The following is a 15,584-nucleotide window of genomic DNA, read 5'->3' on the forward strand; positions in this document are numbered from 1 at the left end:
AGTGGTGGGGCAAAGACCTTTTGGTTACTTTTGGGGCGTTTGCCAAAAGTGACCCGCTGTAAGAGCGGAACCATAAGTGGCCGTTACCGCAGCAACGGATATGTACACCTTCAGGCCCGACTCCGCAGCCACTGCATAAACCCCTTCTTAACCGGCACCACAGGCGCCTCCTGCGTCAAACTCTGAGCCGCATGCAACCTGAAATCCAGCAGGCTTTTCATAGCCTCACTGATGTCATGCCGAGCATCCAGACAAGGCTTCAGATACTCCTTCTCAATCCTATACAACGTACAAAACGTCTTCGCCGAAAAGTCCGCAGGCACACCCTGCTCCGACAAAATCCCGGCCTCACCAATCACCTCCCCAGGCCCCATCCGCCCGGCTTCAAACTTGTGCCCGGCCTTGGTCAACATCACCGAAATCACCCCGGACTCGATGATAAATAGGTGATCACTCACCTCCCCCGCCGGCAAAATCATTTCCCCGGCGCGAAAGGTCTGCAGCGTCATGTTCTGGCTGAATGTCTCCTTCTCCTCCTGCCTCAACGTCGAGAAAATAGATGAGCTCTCCAACAACGCCCGAGCCCGGGAAACCGCCACCGGCGCATTACTCTCGGCCGCCGACAACAAGCTCACCCCCGCCGCCTGCAAATGCCGAAACGCCAAATCATAAAGCTGATTGCGCACCTCACGCTTGAGCGCCATGGCCGGCACAAACCCGCTGATCTCATACTCCACGCCACCACTGGCCGACGTCTTGAACGCCACGCTCGGCGCCGGCTTGGCCAACAACGGCCGACACCCCTGCATCGCCCGCTCCAGCGCATCCAGCACGGTTTGGGGCCGCGCATGGGGGCTGACCTGCAGGCTGACCGCCAAGCCAAACATATCTGCGGGACGTGAGAAGTTGATGATCTTGGCCTTGGCCGCCAACGAGTTGGGCACCACCGCCAGGCTGCCCTGGGAGGTTTGCAGTTGGGTGGCGCGCCAGTCGATGTCGATCACCCGGCCTTCGGTGCCGTCGATGGAGATCCAGTCATCCAGTTGGTAGGGTTTGGTGGTATTGAGCACGATGCCGGAAAACACGTCGCTCAAGGTGCTTTGCAACGCCAGGCCGACGATGATTGCCACCGCACCGGAAGTGGCCAGCACGCCCTTGACCGGCAGGTCGAGCACGTAGGCCATGGCGGCGATGATCGCGATCAGGAAGATCACCGCGCCCACCAGATCCTGCAACAGCCGCCCGGTGTGGCCGACCCGCTGCATCATCACCGCGCCGAGCAATACCGTGAGGGTGCGCGCCGCAAACAGCCACCAGCCGATCTGGAACGCCGTTGCCGCCAAATGCAGCGCCACGTTGTCGCCGAACGGCGCGACCTGCATCGGGTTCATGCCTTCGTTGAACAGCACGGCGCTGAACACCGCAAAGATCACCAGCCGCGCCGCCAGCTTCCAATTGGCGAAATCGGCAGAGATCAAACGCCATACGGCAATATCGATCAGCACCAGCGCCAAGGCACAGAACATCGGGTGATCGGAGATAAATGAGGGCATTCAGGCGACTCCAGGGCGAATGCCATGAAGATCGCATGAAATGCCTTTGGAGGGTATAGCGCCCTAGCGCTGCATCTGCCCGAATTGCCCGGACTGATAGTCGGCAAACGCCTGGTGGATTTCCTGCTCGGTGTTCATCACGAACGGGCCGTGGCCGACGATGGGTTCGTCGATTGGCTCGCCGCTGAGCAACAGCACCATGGCGTCGTCGCTGGACTCGAGGCGCAGTTGCGTGCCATCGCGCTCGAACAGTGCCAACTGCCCTTCCCGCGCCACTTCAGTGCCGTTGATCCGCACCGTGCCGCGCAACACCACCAGCGCGGTGTTGCGCCCGGCGTGCAGGTCCAGCGTCACAGAGCGGCCGGCTTTGAGGCGCATGTCCCACACGTCGATCGGTGTGAAGGTGCGAGCCGGGCCTTTGACCCCGTCGAACTCGCCCGCGATCAAGCGCAGGCTGCCGGCGTGGTCGGCCAGGGGCAGCGTCGGAATATCGCCATCGAGGATGGTCTGGTAACCGGCATCGGTCATTTTGTCCCTGGCCGGCAGGTTGACCCACAACTGGACCATTTCCAGGGCGCCGCCGCTGCGGGCGAACGCCTCGGAGTGAAACTCCTCGTGAATGATGCCCCTGGCGGCTGTCATCCATTGCACATCGCCCGGGCCGATGGTGCCGCCGGCGCCGGTGGAATCGCGGTGCTCGACTTCGCCCTTGTAGACGATGGTCACGGTTTCAAAACCGCGATGAGGATGCTGGCCCACGCCACGACGTTGCTCGGTCGGGGTGAACGCCGCAGGACCGGCGTGATCCAGCAACAGGAACGGGCTGATCTGCTTGCCCATGGTGTCGTAGGAAAACAGCGTGCGAACCGGAAAGCCGTCGCCGACCCAATGGCCGCGTGGGCTGGTGTAGATGCCGATGATCTTTTTCATATGTGTCTCCAGTAATGGATACACCTTAAATCCGATACCAATTCCGCGCTAGACGGCAAAACCGGCCCTGATCGTCCCACCAGTGGAACAAATACTCGCGGGCTGGATTATTTTATATTTCGACCATAATATGGCGACAAATATTACAAGCGTAATTTTTAGCTCACCCCGCCCCACGGAGCCCGACATGAACCCTCTCCCCCTGCGTCTTCTCACCCCCCTGGCCCTGCTGGCGGTACTCAGTGGCTGCAACAACAAGGCCGACCCCGTCGCCGAAGCGCCCCTGCCCCGCCCGGTGCTGGCCGCCAAGGTCGAAGCCGCCGGCAGCCAGCAAAGCGCCTACACCGGCGTAGTGGCCGCACGCACGGAAAGTGACCTGGGGTTCCGCGTCAGCGGCAAGGTGATCGAGCGCAAGGTTGATCCCGGCCAGCACGTCAACCGTGGCGACACTTTGCTGGTGCTGGATATCGGCGACTTCGAACTGGCCCTGCGTTCGGCAAAAAACCGCGTCAATGCGGCCCAGGCGCAACTGCGCCAACGCCGGGACGATGAATCCCGCTACCAGCGCCTGGCCAATACCGGCGCCGTGTCGCGGCAGATTTTCGACCAGTCCGCCACCAATCTGCGGGTGGCCGAAGCCGAACTGGCCTCCGCGCAATCCGACGCCAGCCAGATCGAAAACCGCCGCACCTACTCGGTGCTCAGGGCCGACAGCGACGGCATCATCACCGACGTACGGGTGGACCGCGGCCAAGTGGTCGCCGAGGGGCAAGTAGTGGCGCGCCTGGCCCACGACGGCGCCCGGGAAGCCATCGTCAACCTCCCGGAAAACCAGCGCGACCAGGCTTCGCAAAAAGCCCTGGCGTTCCCCTTCGGCGCCCCTGAGCAAGCAGTGACCGCCACGTTGCGCGAGCTGTCTGCCAGCGCCGACCCGACCACCCGCACCTACCGGGCCCGCTATGTCTTGCATGGCCCCGTCGACCGCTTCGCTCTCGGCTCGACCATCACCGTGCGCCTGCAAGGTAACGGCCAGGCGCAACAGACCCGCGTGCCCATCGGGGCGCTGCAGGATGCCGGCAAAGGCACCGGTGTGTGGGTGATTGGCGCCGATGACAAGGTCAGCTTCGCCCCGGTCAACGTCGCCAGCCTCGGCCAGGAGGACGCGTTGCTGGACAGTGGCGTGGACCCAGGCCAAGTAGTCGTCGCCCTCGGCGCGCACCTGCTGCACAGCGGTGACGCGGTACGCCTGTTGCCGGCCCAGGTATTGGCCCTCAACCGTCAGCAGGAACACTGATAATGCGCGGGATCAACCTCTCCGAACTGGCGGTCAAGCATCGCGCGGTCACGCTGTTCCTGATCATCGCGATCCTCGCCGCCGGGGTCTTTGCCTTTGGCAAACTGGGGCGCGCCGAAGACCCTTCTTTCACCGTCAAGGTCATGACCATCACCGCCGCCTGGCCCGGCGCCACCGCGCAAGAGATGCAGGAGCAAGTGGCCGACCGTCTGGAAAAACGCCTGCAGGAGCTGGACTATTACGACCGCGTCGAAACCATCGCCCAACCGGGCTTCGTCTCGATGCGCATGACGTACCTGGAGTCCACCCGTCCCAGCGAGATCCAGGACCTGTTCTACCAGACCCGCAAAAAGCTCAGCGACGAAGCCGCGAAGTTGCCCAAGGGGGTGATCGGGCCGTTCTTCAACGATGAATACTCCGACGTATACTTTTCCCTGTACGCGCTGGAGGCCGAACACCTGCCCCACCGGCAACTGGTGCAAATGGCCGAGGACATGCGCCAGGGCCTGCTCAATCTGCCGGGAGTGAAGAAGGTCAATATCCTCGGCGAACAGGCGCAGCGGATCTTCGTCGAGTTTTCCTATGAGCGCCTGGCCACCTTGGGCATCAAGCCCGAGCAGATCTTCGCCGCCCTCGCCGCCCAGAATGCCGTGGCGCCTTCAGGCTTTGTCGAGACCGCCGGGGCACGCGCCTATATCCGCATCGACGGGGCCTTCGACAGCCTGGCGCTGATCGAAAACGTCCCGCTGGAAGCCAACGGCAAGCTGCTGCGCATCGCCGATGTGGCCACCGTCAGCCGGGGTTATGAAGACCCGCCCAGCTACCGTATCCGTCATCAGGGCGACCCCTCGCTGATGCTCGGGGTGATCATGGAGAAGCACTGGAACGGCCTGGAACTGGACAAGGCCCTCAAGGCCCAGGAAGCGAAAATCCAGGGCGACCTGCCGCTGGGGGTCAACTTCGCCAAGGTCTCCGACCAGGCGAAAAACATCAGCCTGGCGGTCAACGAGTTCATGCTGAAGTTCTTCGTCGCCCTCGCGGTGGTAATGGTCATCAGCCTGCTGGCCCTGGGGTTCCGGGTCGGGCTGGTGGTGGCCGCTGCGGTGCCGCTGACCTTGTCGATCGTGTTTGTGATCATGCTGATGACCGGCCGCGAATTCGACCGGGTGACCCTGGGCGCGTTGATCATTTCCCTGGGCCTGCTGGTGGACGACGCGATCATTGCGATCGAAATGATGGTGGTCAAACTCGAAGAGGGTTTTGACCGGATCCACGCGGCCACCTTCGCCTGGAGTTCCACCGCCGCGCCGATGCTCACGGGCACGCTGGTGACGATTATCGGCTTCCTGCCGGTGGGTTTTGCCCGCTCGGGGGCCGGTGAGTATGCCGGGAATATTTTCTGGATCGTCGGTTTTGCGCTGATCGCCTCGTGGCTGGTGGCGGTGGTGTTCACCCCGTACCTGGGGGTCAAGCTGTTGCCGCACATCGAGCCGGTTGTCGGCGGCCACGATGCAATTTACGCCGGGCGCTATTACCAGAAACTGCGGCGCCTGGTGGACGCTTGCGTGCGCAGACGCTGGCTGGTCACCGGGTTGGTGGTGGCGGCCTTTGTGCTGTGTGGCCTGGGCATGGGCGTGGTGAAGAAGCAGTTCTTTCCCAACTCCGACCGTTCCGAGCTGATTCTTGAGGTGTACATGCCACCGGGCAGCGCCTTCAAAAGCACCGAGGCGGTAGCGGCGCAGGTGGAAAAGGCGCTGATGGAGGAGCCGCAAACCGTCATGGTCGACACCTATGTCGGCGGTGGTGCACCACGGTTTTTCCTGTCGCTGAACCCTGAGCTGCCAGACCCCGCCTTCGCCAAGCTGATCGTGCAGACCGCCGACGCCCATGCCCGGGACAGCCTGAAAAAACGCATGGCTGAACGCATCGCGGCCGGCGAATTTCCATCGGCGCGGGTGCGCGTCACCCAGTTGGTGTTCGGCCCGCCGGTGCCCTTCCCGGTGGTGTTTCGCGTGTCCGGTCCCGACCTGAATGTGCTGCGCAGCCTAGCTGAAGACGTGCGCCAAGTGGTCGCCGCCAACACACTCACGCGGGACAGCTTCCTCGACTGGGGCGAGCGCGCCAGCAGTTACCGCCTGGTACTCGACCAGGACCGCCTGCGCCTGCTGGGCTTTACCCCCGACGGGGTGAAATCCCAGCTCAACGCGTTGCTCAGCGGCAACCCGATCACCGAAGTGCGCGAAGGCAATCGCACCGTTTCAGTGGTTGCCCGCTCCCAGGGCAGCCAGCGCGAAGACCTCGGCAACCTGGACAATATGACCCTGACCAACAGTGCCGGTGTCTCGGTGCCATTGGCCCAGGTCGGGCATTTCCAGGCGGTGATGGAAGAACCGATCCTCAAGCGCCGCAACCGTGCGCTGACCGTGGAAGTGCGCGCCGATATTGTCGACGGCACCCAGCCGCCAGACGTGGAAATGGCGGTGTACAAGGACCTGCAACCCCTGATCGCCAAGCTGCCGGCCGGGTATCAGATCGTCATCGGCGGCCCGGTGGAAGAAAGCGCCAAGGCCAACGTGGCGCTGGCGGCACTGTTCCCGATCATGATTCTGCTGACGTTGACCGTGATCATGTTCCAGGTGCGTTCGTTCGGGGTGATGTTCATGGTGTTCGCCACCGCGCCGCTGGGGCTGATCGGGGCGGTGCCGACGTTGCTGCTGTTCAACCAGCCGTTCGGGTTCAACGCGATATTGGGGTTGATCGGGATTGGCGGGATCCTGATGCGCAATACGCTGATCTTTACCGACCAGATTCGGCAGAACCAGGACCAGGGTATGGTGATTCGCGAGGCGATCATCGAGGCCACGGTGCGCCGGGCACGCCCGGTGATCCTGACCGCGCTGGCGGCAGCGTTGGCGTTTATTCCGCTGACATTGTCGGTGTTCTGGTCGTCGCTGGCGTATGTGTTGATTGGCGGGGTGTTGGTGGGGACAGTGTTGACGTTGCTGTTCTTGCCGGCGTTGTGCAGTTTGGTGTTGGGGCGGGAGAAGACCCGGGAAGTGGTGACTGCAACCTGATCCAACCAACACCACAAACCAATGTGGGAGCGGGCTTGCTCGCGAAAGCGGTGTACCAGTAAGCAGATGTCGACTGATAGACCGCATTCGCGAGCAAGCCCGCTCCCACACAAGCCCGCTCCCACATTTAGAGGTGTGGCGTTTTTAAGTCAGCGCTTGGAGAGCTCCATGATCATCCGGCTCAGCAGATAAATCCGCGGCGCCACGCTCTCCACCTCGGCATATTCCTCCGGCGTATGGATATTGCCCCCGACAATCCCGAACCCGTCCAGGGTCGGCGTACCCACGCCAGCCGACAAGCTCGCATCCGCCGCCCCGCCGCTGCCCTCAATGGTCAGCTTGCGCCCCAGCTCGCCATAAATCCCCTGGGCAATCGCCACCAGCTTGTCCGACTCCGGCGTCTGCGGCATCGGCGGCAGGCCACGGTGCAAACTGGTGGTCACTTCAGTCTCGGGGATCAGCTTGTTGGCCGAGACCCGTGCCAGGTCTTTCTCGATCCGGTCAAACTCTTCCGGCAACGCCGCCCGTACATCCGCCTTGGCGGTGGCCTGGTCGGGGATCACGTTGACCCGGTCGCCGGAGTTGATCACGGTGAAGTTGATGGTGGTTTTCTTCTCGGCATCCCCCAGCTTGCCCAGTTGCAGAATCTGGTGCGCCGCTTCCATCGCCGCGTTGCGCCCCAATTCCGGGGCGACGCCGGCGTGGGCGGCCTTGCCCTTGACCTCGACCACGGCGGTGGCGCTGCCTTTGCGCCATACCACCAGGCCATCGGCCGGGCGACCCGGTTCCAGGTTGAGCGTCACGTCGTGGCCCTTGGCGGTGTTGCGGATCAGCTCGGACGCGCCGTCGGTGCCGGTTTCTTCGCTGGCGTCCAGCAGGAAAGTGATTTGTGCGTAGTCCTTGAAGCCCTGGTTTTTCAGGACCTTCAAGGCGTAGATGCCGGCGACGATGCCGCCCTTGTCATCCATTACGCCCGGGCCATAGGCGCGGCCGTCCTTGATGTGGAACGGCCGGGCAGCCGCCGAGCCTTCCTTGAACACCGTGTCCATGTGGGCCATCAGCAGGATCCTGGCCTTGCCGGTGCCCTTGAGGGTGGCGATGACATGGCTGTTATGAGCGGCGGCATCCGGCACCAGCTGGATGCTGAAACCCAGTTGCTTGAGCTCATCGACGGCGATGTCACGCACTTGGGTCAGGCCCGGCTCGTAGCCGGAGCCCGAATCGATATTCACCAGGCGCTCCAGCAGTTTCAAGGCGTCGGCCTTGTACTGCTCGGAATCGGCCTGGATCTGTTTGTGGGGTTCGGCGCTGAAGGCCGGCATGGCGAAAGACAGCGCCAGGGTGGCCGCCAGCAAGGTACGCGGGAAGTTGAAGAGCATGAACCGATCCTTGTTTTTGTTGGAAGGTAGCGCTCCACCCTACCTGACAAACACCGATTTGTTGATCCTCAGATCGACCTCAGCCAACTTCCCTGCACCGAACTGACCCGGTTGCGCCCGCTGCTCTTGGCCTCGTACAAGGCCTGGTCGGCATCGTTCAGCCAACTGGTGGCGTCGGCGTGTGCCGGCCGGTATGGCGCCAGGCCGATGCTCAGGCTGGCGCGCAAGGTCGGGTCCTGTGCGTAGGCCAGGGAGTTGAAGCGATCACGCAGGGCGTCCATCACCTCGGTGGCGCGGTTCAGGGGCATGTCCGGCAGGATCACGCAGAATTCGTCGCCACCGTAGCGCCCGGCCAGGTCAGTGGCCCGCAGGTTCTGGCGCAGCACTTTGCTCAATTGACGCAGCACGATATCGCCGGTGACATGGCCGTAGGTGTCGTTGATGGTCTTGAAGTGGTCGATGTCGATCAGCGCGATAGCGGCGCCCTGCTGGTCGCGGCGGCAGCGCTGGAACTCGATTTCCAGGTGGTCTTTCCAGGCGCCGTGGTTGAGCAGGCCCGACAGGCTGTCGGTGCGGCTCAGGGCCAGCAACTCGCGCTTGTGCCGGGCCAGGGTGATCGCTTGCCGGTAACAGATCCAGCCCAGCGCCAGGGGATACAGCATCAGGATCGGCAGGCAGGCGTAGAGCTGCACTTCACTGGTGAGGGCGGTCACCGCCGGAGTGAACACCAGCATCGAGGCGCCGATGCCCAGCGCCTGGGCCACCCAACCGGCGAGCATGAAGCGCGGGCCGCCGATGGCGACGTTGTTCATTGTCATCATCGACAAGGTGGTCACGCTGGGCAGCGGGTTGAACTGCATGGCGCCAACCCAGAACCCGCCGCAAAACGAGTCGAACAGCAGGTTGCGGTGTTCCGAGCGCAGGGAGTTTTTCGAGTGCCGCGACCATTGGTAGGCCACATGCGGCCAGATGAAGGCATTGGCGATCATCACTCCCCAGACCCAAGCGGATTTATCCAGCGGGTAGATGGCGGCGGCCACACAGACAAACCCGAGGGTCAACCCCAGGGTGCGCGACTTGTACAAGCGTGAAGCGAGCGAAAGTCCGTTTCCTCCTGCGGCTGGCATGTCTGGCTTGATCCTGGATGAATGCCCGAAGTCTATCAGGGCACCGGCAGATCGCCACTACCGCTCATAAGCTGACCTTCAGTTGGAAAAGCCCCGGGCCAACATCAGCGCCACCCCCAGCAGCAACACCGCCGTGGCCCGTTGCAGCAACACCCGGCGCTTGGGGTTTTCCAGCACGTGCTTGATGCGTTGGCCGAAGTAGCAATACAGGCAGCCGCTGGCAAATTGCAGCAGCAGGAAGGTCAGGCCGAGGATCGCGATGTCGGCGGCGGCACTGCCCTGGCCGATGGCGGCGAACTGCGGGAATACCGCGCTGAACAGAATGATCGCCTTGGGATTCGACAACCCGGTCAGCAGGCCCTTGCCGAAAAGACTGCGGGCATTTTCCGGGGTTGCATCGTTGGTCTTGATGGTCACTCCGCTGCTGGTCCATTGCTTGTAGGCCAGGTAAAGGATGTAGGCCACGCCTACCACCTGGATGATCCGGGTGATCAGCGGGTAATCCTTGATCAGCTCGGAAAAACCCACGGCAAAGATCAGGATCGACACCAGGTAGGAAACACTCGCCCCGAACTGCGCCGGCAGGGAGCGGCGCAGGCCGTCCTTCAGGCCGAGGCTGAGCAACAACAAGGTCATGGGCCCGGGGCTGAAGGCCAGGGTGGTGCACAGCAGCAGGAAATACAAAAACGAAGACAGCGTCAGCGCGGTGGCCATGGCGTGGAATTTCACAGCAGGAAAGAGGGCTTGCAGTCTAGGGCGCACGTGCCGCCACAGGCAGGTAAACTCTACGGATATACGCGCAGACTTTACCGGTGAAGTTGGCGGCAAACTTAAGGACAGTGTGATGCCCATTCCTGCGATTCACTTTCATGACCGAGCACCGAAGGTGCAGCAGATCGTCGATGCCCTGGCCCATGCGATCGAGCAAGGCGAATTGGCCGCTGGCAGCAAACTGCCTTCGGTGCGTGAGTTGGGAGCCTTGCTGGGCGTCGGAAAATTCACCATGAATGAAGCGCTGGATCGCCTGCGCGGGCGTCACCTCCTGACCTCCAGCCAGGGCCGCGGGCACTTTGTCGCCAGCAGCCTGGCACAGCCGTCGTCCAGCACCTGGGTCGACTTGCTGCCCCAGGACTTGCTCAGCGTACTGCGCCGCCCCCTGGCCATGGCCCAGGGCGACCTGCGCCCCGGCGGCGGCCATCTGCCGGAAGACTGGCTGGATTCCGAAGCCCTGCGCCAGGCCATGCGCAGCGCAGTCCGCGCCCCTACCCTGCGCATCGCCGGGCTGGGCACCCCGGCGGGCCTGCTGCCGTTGCGCCAGGCGCTGCAACAGAAACTGCACGGTGAAGGGTTGTCGGTGCCGGTGGAACAAATCATCACCACGCCCAACACGGTGCAAGGCCTGGACATGCTCATGCGCCTGCTGGCGCGGCCCGGGGACACGGTGCTGCTGGATGCACCGTGTTATTTCAACTTCCACGCGAACCTGGCGTTGCATGGGGTCAAGGTGGTGACGATTGCGCGCCGGCCTGACGGGTTTGATTTTGTCGCGTTGGAGCAGTTGCTGGCGGAGCATCGTCCCAGCCTGTACCTGACCACCAGCGTGTTGCATAACCCCACCGGGCATTCATTCAGCCCGAGCCAGGCATTTCGGTTGTTGCAACTGGCCCGGGAGTATCGCTGCCATATCGTTGAGGATGATCTTTACGGGGATTTGCACCCTAACCCGCCGCCGCGCCTGGCGACTTTGGCGGGATTGGAGCAGGTGACGTACCTGTCGGGGTTTTCGAAGGTGCTGACGGCGAACGCGCGGGTCAGTTATGTGGTGGCGGCGCCGCAATTGGCGGCGAATCTGACCAATATGAAGTTGATGAGCGGCGGCATAACGTCGGAGCTGTTCGAACAGATTGTGTATCGGCTGCTGAGTGAGGGTGGGTATGCCCGGCATCGCAAGCGCATGGTTCAGCGGCTGCTGGAGGCCGGTGGGCGGGTTGAGCAGTGGCTGCGGCGTTGCGGGTGTGAATTGCCGATGGGATATGAGGGCGGGATGTTCATCTGGGCGCGGTTGCCGGCCGGGGTGAATGGTGAGCGGCTGGCTGAAGCAGGGTTGAAGCGTGGGATGGTGTTGGCGCCGGGGGCGTTGTTCGGGTATGAGCCGGGGTTGCGGGATTTCATGCGGTTTAATGTGGCGCATTGCGACGAAGGGCGGGTTCAGGCGCAGTTTGAAGGGTTGCTGGGGGCGCCAACCCGAAGAGTTGGCGCCGGGGTTACGGATCAGGCGGAGGGTTGATCACCGTTCACTGGAGATCACGCGCTGGCTGCAGATATGAGCCATGCTCACCGGGGTAGCGTCGCCACCCACGCCGACATCCGGGTACTCCTCGATGCGCAGACGCCAGACGGCGAAGTTGTAGTTGGTCTCCCAGGTATTTTTGTAACCCGAGTCGTAGGACACATACCTGACAGTCGCCTCACCCGCGCAGTTGCCCAGGTTGACCGTACCGGATGCCGCGCCCGACACGCCGGTTACCGAACCGTAGTAAGGGATGTACACCGGCAGGTAGGTATTGCGGTTGACGTGCTTGTCGAGTTGCAGATACGGCGTCAGTCCCTGCAGGCGTTTACCGGTGCTGTCGGCCCAGGTCACGGCCCAGCTCAAGTCACGTGCCGCCTGGGTGGTCATGAACGGGTCGTAGTCATTGGCCGAAGCCGGGATCCGCACCACGTTGTCACCTTGCACACTGTGGCTCAACACCTCGGGTGTGGAGCCCAGCGACAGCTTGTAGCGCGCCGTAGCCTTCCAGGTTGCGGCCGGGTTAGGCCGCACCCGTACGTTCACCACGCCATTAACCGATGGCGTTGGCCAGGTGATTTTCGCCTTGGGGCTGATCGGGATCCATTTGACGCCGTCAAAATACTCGGAAATCCATTGGCCCCGATCGCTCTCGTTCACACCGTCGAAATAGGCACTGACCTTCTGCCCGCGCAGGGCCTTGAAGGAGAAGTAGTCTTCATCGGTCGCCGTGTCGGAGTTACCCGTGACGTAGTTCAGGGTATCCGGCAGTTGATAAGCCGTTTCGAAACTGTCGTTAGGCTCGAAATCGTCAATCGTCATGTTGATATCCACGCCGAAACTGAACGGCGAACCGTCAGCCGAATTGGCATGCATGAACCAGTAGTAGTCGCCAGGTGGCAGTACGCCAGCCAACACCTCGTTGGCATTGCCCGGGTTATCCGACGTGCCGAGAGAAGTGATGTTGTTCTGGCCGTCGTCCTGGAACAGGGTCAGGGACATGTTGGTGGCAGCACTCTGCCCTACCAGCATCACTGTCGCCCGTGCCTTTTGCGGCACGTTGAAGTGGTAGCAGACGTCGTTGCCGGTTTGCACACCGTCCAGGTTATACATCTGGTTGATACCGAGGGTCTGGCACAGCGGCGTGAACGCCTGGGCCGCCACGGCCTGGGCATCCACCTTGGCGCTATCTGCCTGTACAGGCTCGGCGACCACAACCCCGCTCAAGGCCTTGGCAGCCTGCACCGGCTTTTTCAGCTGCTGCGAGGTTTTGATTTTGTCCAGGAAGGCAGCCGACGCCTTCTGCGCCGTGACGTTGCCGCCACTCTTGAGGGCTTGTTGCACGGCTTGCTGCAACGGTTGCGGCGTCAAGTGTGCAGGAGATTGTTCGGCCAGGGCGCAGGCCGAAACGAAGCAGGACGCCGCGATGGCGGCTCCGAGCATGAACGCTTTTTTCGATTTCATTTTTTATCCATCCATAGTTAAAAAATTGAAGCTCAGGTGATCGGCGACATCCGGTCACCTGGGATGGAATGTAGGACATAACTGTATGCATGTACAGTATTTTATGGAGGCAGGATAGATGCGCCAATCCCGACTACGCTCATCCCCAACAAAAACGACACCGAGCGCTCCCAATGACTCACCCCACCGAGGCTTTCCGCTCCACCTACCGCGCCAGCATCCACCCCTCCTACAACCCGTGGCTCCACGCTGGTTTCGTTTTCGGCTACGGCCTGCTCTGCGTCAGCCTGTTCTGGTCCACCACCCGGCAAATCCAGCTATTGGAATGGCTGGCCATCCCCCTCACCCTGATTTTCTTCAACCTGTGTATCTATCTCGTCCACCGTCACCTGGGCCATCACAAACACTCCTTCGCCCGCCTGTTCTACGCCCGCCACACCGGCGACCACCACAGCTTCTTCACCCCCGCCCACATGACCTACGACAGCCCGCGAGACTGGCGCGTCATCCTGTTCCCCGCCTGGCTCATCCTGTTCCACAGCCTGGCCGTGACCCTCCCCGCCTGGTGGTTGCTCAAACACCTCAACCCCAACATCGCCGGCCTGTTCGCCGGCTGCATGATCCTCGGTTACCTGCTCTACGAGTTTTTCCACGCCTGCGAACACCTGCCCCCCGACCACCCCGTGGCCCGCCTGCCGTGGATCCGCCAGATGCATCACCTGCACGCCCTGCATCACCGTCGCGAACTCATGCAAGGACGCAACTTCAATATCGTCCTGCCGCTCATGGACTACCTGTTCGGCACTCTGCATTGGGAACCACAAGCGCGCGAACCCAAAAAAGGCCAATAAAAAACGCCCCACCTAAGTGGGGCGTCTACATTTCAGAGGGCTCTTATGCGCCGGTTATCGGCCAATGATGTCCTGGCTGCAGATATGCCCCAGGCTCACGTAGGGAACGTTATCGCCACCGACACCGACATTCGGCAATTCCTTGAGGTCGATGCGCCAGCCGCCAACGTTGTACCAGGTGTCCCAGAGGTACTTCACGCCCGTGCTGCTGTCGTAGTACTGGGCACGGTAATCACCCACACAACCGCCCAACTCTGCGCTTCCCGATGTTTTGCCGGCACTGTCGGTGGCAGCCGAGAATATCGTCCAGTTGAAGTCCGGACCCGAAGCAAAACGCTTGTCGACCTTGAGCTGTGAAGTGACCCCCTCCAACGGGGCACCCGTGCTGTCTTTCCATTCGGTTCTCCAGGTCATGAGACGACCGGCCTGGGTCGCCAGAGGTGCGATGCCCGCCGGGATTCGGGTCACCGTTCCGCCCTTCGCATCGAAGTCCGCCAGGTGCGGACTCGAACCGAACGTCAGCTTGTACTCGGACTTGGCATCCCACGCCTCAGCGGGGTTGGCCCGCACGCGCGCCTTGTAGACAAAGCCCGGCGCCCGGCTCGGGAAGGTCGCCGTCGAGCCACCTGGAATGTTGACCCAGGCGCTGCCGTTGAAGTACTCGAAGATCCACTGATTGCGCACGCCCTTGTCGTCATCATCGAGGAACAGGCTGACCCCCTGCCCGCGTACGGCGGCGAAATCGAAGTAGTCAACGTCATCCGGGCTGTCGAGATTGCCCGTCAGGTAATTCAAGCGGTCCGGCAAGGCGAACGCCGTTTCCGGGGTGTCGTTGGGCTCGTAGGCGTCAATCGCGGTGTTGACGATCGCGCCGAAGTCGAAGGCTGAGCCGTCGGCAACCTTGGCTTCCAGGAACCAGTAGTAGTCCCCGGCTTCAAGCATGCCGCTGATGACTTCGTCGCTGTTGCCCGGGTTATCAGAAGTGATCAGTGCCGTCAGGTTGTTCTGCCCGTCGTCCTGGAACAGCGTCAGGGCCATTTCGGTCCCCGGCTGCTGACCCGCGAGGTAGATCTGCACCTTGGCCTTGGCGGGCACATTAAAGTGGAAGCACTTTGATTCGCCGCTCTGCAAACCGTCATAGCTGTAGCCGACGTTAATATCGAGGCTGTCGCACAGCGGTACAAAGGCGGCCTGGGCAGCAGGCGCCTTGGCCGGTTTTACCAGCCGGCCCACCGGCGAAATCTGCACACTTTCAGAAGGCTTCGCGACGCTGGCAGCCTTCTTTTGCACACCGACAGTCTTGGTTTTTTGTGCAGCCTTGAGCTTATCCAGCACCTGCGCCGAGGACGCGGAGGCCTGCACCTTGCCACCGGATTTCAGGGCACTCTTGATCGCTGCATCCAGGCTTTTTTCGCTCAGGTGCACGCTGTTCTGCGACGGGTATTGCTCGGCCAGGGCAAAGGCCGAAACGAAGCTGGCAGCCATCATGGCCGCGCCCAGTACAAAGGCTTTTTTAGATTTCATTTTTTATCCATCCATAGTTAAAAAATTGAAGCTCAGGTGACCGGTGACATCCGGTCACCTGGGATGGAATGTAGGACAAAGCTGTATATATGTACAGT

The 15,584-nt window shown here is 61.9% G+C and carries 11 protein-coding genes; 4 read left to right on the plus strand and 7 right to left on the minus strand.

The genetic code is table 11. The features are described from left to right. Nucleotides 1-110: 110 nt before the first annotated feature. Nucleotides 111-1,553, minus strand: a complete 1,443-nt coding sequence (locus ACIOMR_RS27590) for a mechanosensitive ion channel domain-containing protein (RefSeq protein ID WP_093208390.1) — start codon at nucleotides 1,551-1,553, stop codon at nucleotides 111-113. A 63-nt stretch (nucleotides 1,554-1,616) separates the two neighbouring features. Further along, nucleotides 1,617-2,483: a pirin family protein gene (locus tag ACIOMR_RS27595; RefSeq protein ID WP_003210245.1), complete on the minus strand. Its 867-nt coding sequence runs from the start codon at nucleotides 2,481-2,483 to the stop codon at nucleotides 1,617-1,619. Nucleotides 2,484-2,670: 187 nt separating this feature from the next. Here ACIOMR_RS27595 and ACIOMR_RS27600 point away from each other — a divergent pair, with 187 nt between their 5' ends. Both ACIOMR_RS27600 and ACIOMR_RS27605 read left to right on the plus strand, forming a co-directional pair. After that, the gene (locus ACIOMR_RS27600; RefSeq protein WP_003210248.1) at nucleotides 2,671-3,777 is read left to right on the plus strand and encodes an efflux RND transporter periplasmic adaptor subunit; all 1,107 of its coding nucleotides are present in this window, start codon (nucleotides 2,671-2,673) and stop codon (nucleotides 3,775-3,777) included. Nucleotides 3,778-3,779: 2 nt separating this feature from the next. Continuing rightward, nucleotides 3,780-6,851 (plus strand): efflux RND transporter permease subunit, encoded by a 3,072-nt coding sequence (locus ACIOMR_RS27605; RefSeq protein ID WP_401197487.1) that lies wholly within the window; start codon nucleotides 3,780-3,782, stop codon nucleotides 6,849-6,851. Nucleotides 6,852-7,000: 149 nt separating this feature from the next. Here the strand turns inward: ACIOMR_RS27605 and ACIOMR_RS27610 are convergent, their stop codons facing one another. The 3 genes from ACIOMR_RS27610 to ACIOMR_RS27620 all read right to left on the minus strand — a co-directional run bounded on the left by ACIOMR_RS27610 (nucleotide 7,001) and on the right by ACIOMR_RS27620 (nucleotide 10,071). Continuing rightward, nucleotides 7,001-8,230, minus strand: coding sequence for a M20/M25/M40 family metallo-hydrolase (locus tag ACIOMR_RS27610; RefSeq protein ID WP_003210251.1), 1,230 nt, complete (start codon nucleotides 8,228-8,230; stop codon nucleotides 7,001-7,003). Between the two features lie 68 nt (nucleotides 8,231-8,298). Beyond that, the gene (locus tag ACIOMR_RS27615) at nucleotides 8,299-9,357 is read right to left on the minus strand and encodes a diguanylate cyclase (protein ID WP_023658718.1); all 1,059 of its coding nucleotides are present in this window, start codon (nucleotides 9,355-9,357) and stop codon (nucleotides 8,299-8,301) included. A gap of 78 nt (nucleotides 9,358-9,435) precedes the next feature. Then, complete coding sequence (locus tag ACIOMR_RS27620; RefSeq protein ID WP_401197491.1) at nucleotides 9,436-10,071, minus strand: LysE family translocator; 636 nt, start codon at nucleotides 10,069-10,071, stop codon at nucleotides 9,436-9,438. A 130-nt stretch (nucleotides 10,072-10,201) separates the two neighbouring features. Here ACIOMR_RS27620 and ACIOMR_RS27625 point away from each other — a divergent pair, with 130 nt between their 5' ends. Then, complete coding sequence (locus ACIOMR_RS27625) at nucleotides 10,202-11,644, plus strand: PLP-dependent aminotransferase family protein (RefSeq protein ID WP_401197494.1); 1,443 nt, start codon at nucleotides 10,202-10,204, stop codon at nucleotides 11,642-11,644. Here the strand turns inward: ACIOMR_RS27625 and ACIOMR_RS27630 are convergent, their stop codons facing one another. Then, entirely contained in the window at nucleotides 11,645-13,111 is a 1,467-nt protein-coding gene (locus ACIOMR_RS27630; RefSeq protein WP_003210259.1) for a hypothetical protein, read from the minus strand. A gap of 173 nt (nucleotides 13,112-13,284) precedes the next feature. On the opposite strand from ACIOMR_RS27630, the gene ACIOMR_RS27635 reads away from it, so the two are divergent. Next, complete coding sequence (locus ACIOMR_RS27635) at nucleotides 13,285-13,962, plus strand: sterol desaturase family protein (protein WP_401197497.1); 678 nt, start codon at nucleotides 13,285-13,287, stop codon at nucleotides 13,960-13,962. A gap of 54 nt (nucleotides 13,963-14,016) precedes the next feature. Here ACIOMR_RS27635 and ACIOMR_RS27640 read toward each other — a convergent pair whose 3' ends face one another. Then, nucleotides 14,017-15,486, minus strand: a complete 1,470-nt coding sequence (locus ACIOMR_RS27640; protein WP_401197500.1) for a PPC domain-containing protein — start codon at nucleotides 15,484-15,486, stop codon at nucleotides 14,017-14,019. Nucleotides 15,487-15,584: the final 98 nt, after the last annotated feature.

Source organism: Pseudomonas sp. NPDC087814 (assembly GCF_044742865.1).
Lineage (GTDB): Bacteria > Pseudomonadota > Gammaproteobacteria > Pseudomonadales > Pseudomonadaceae > Aquipseudomonas.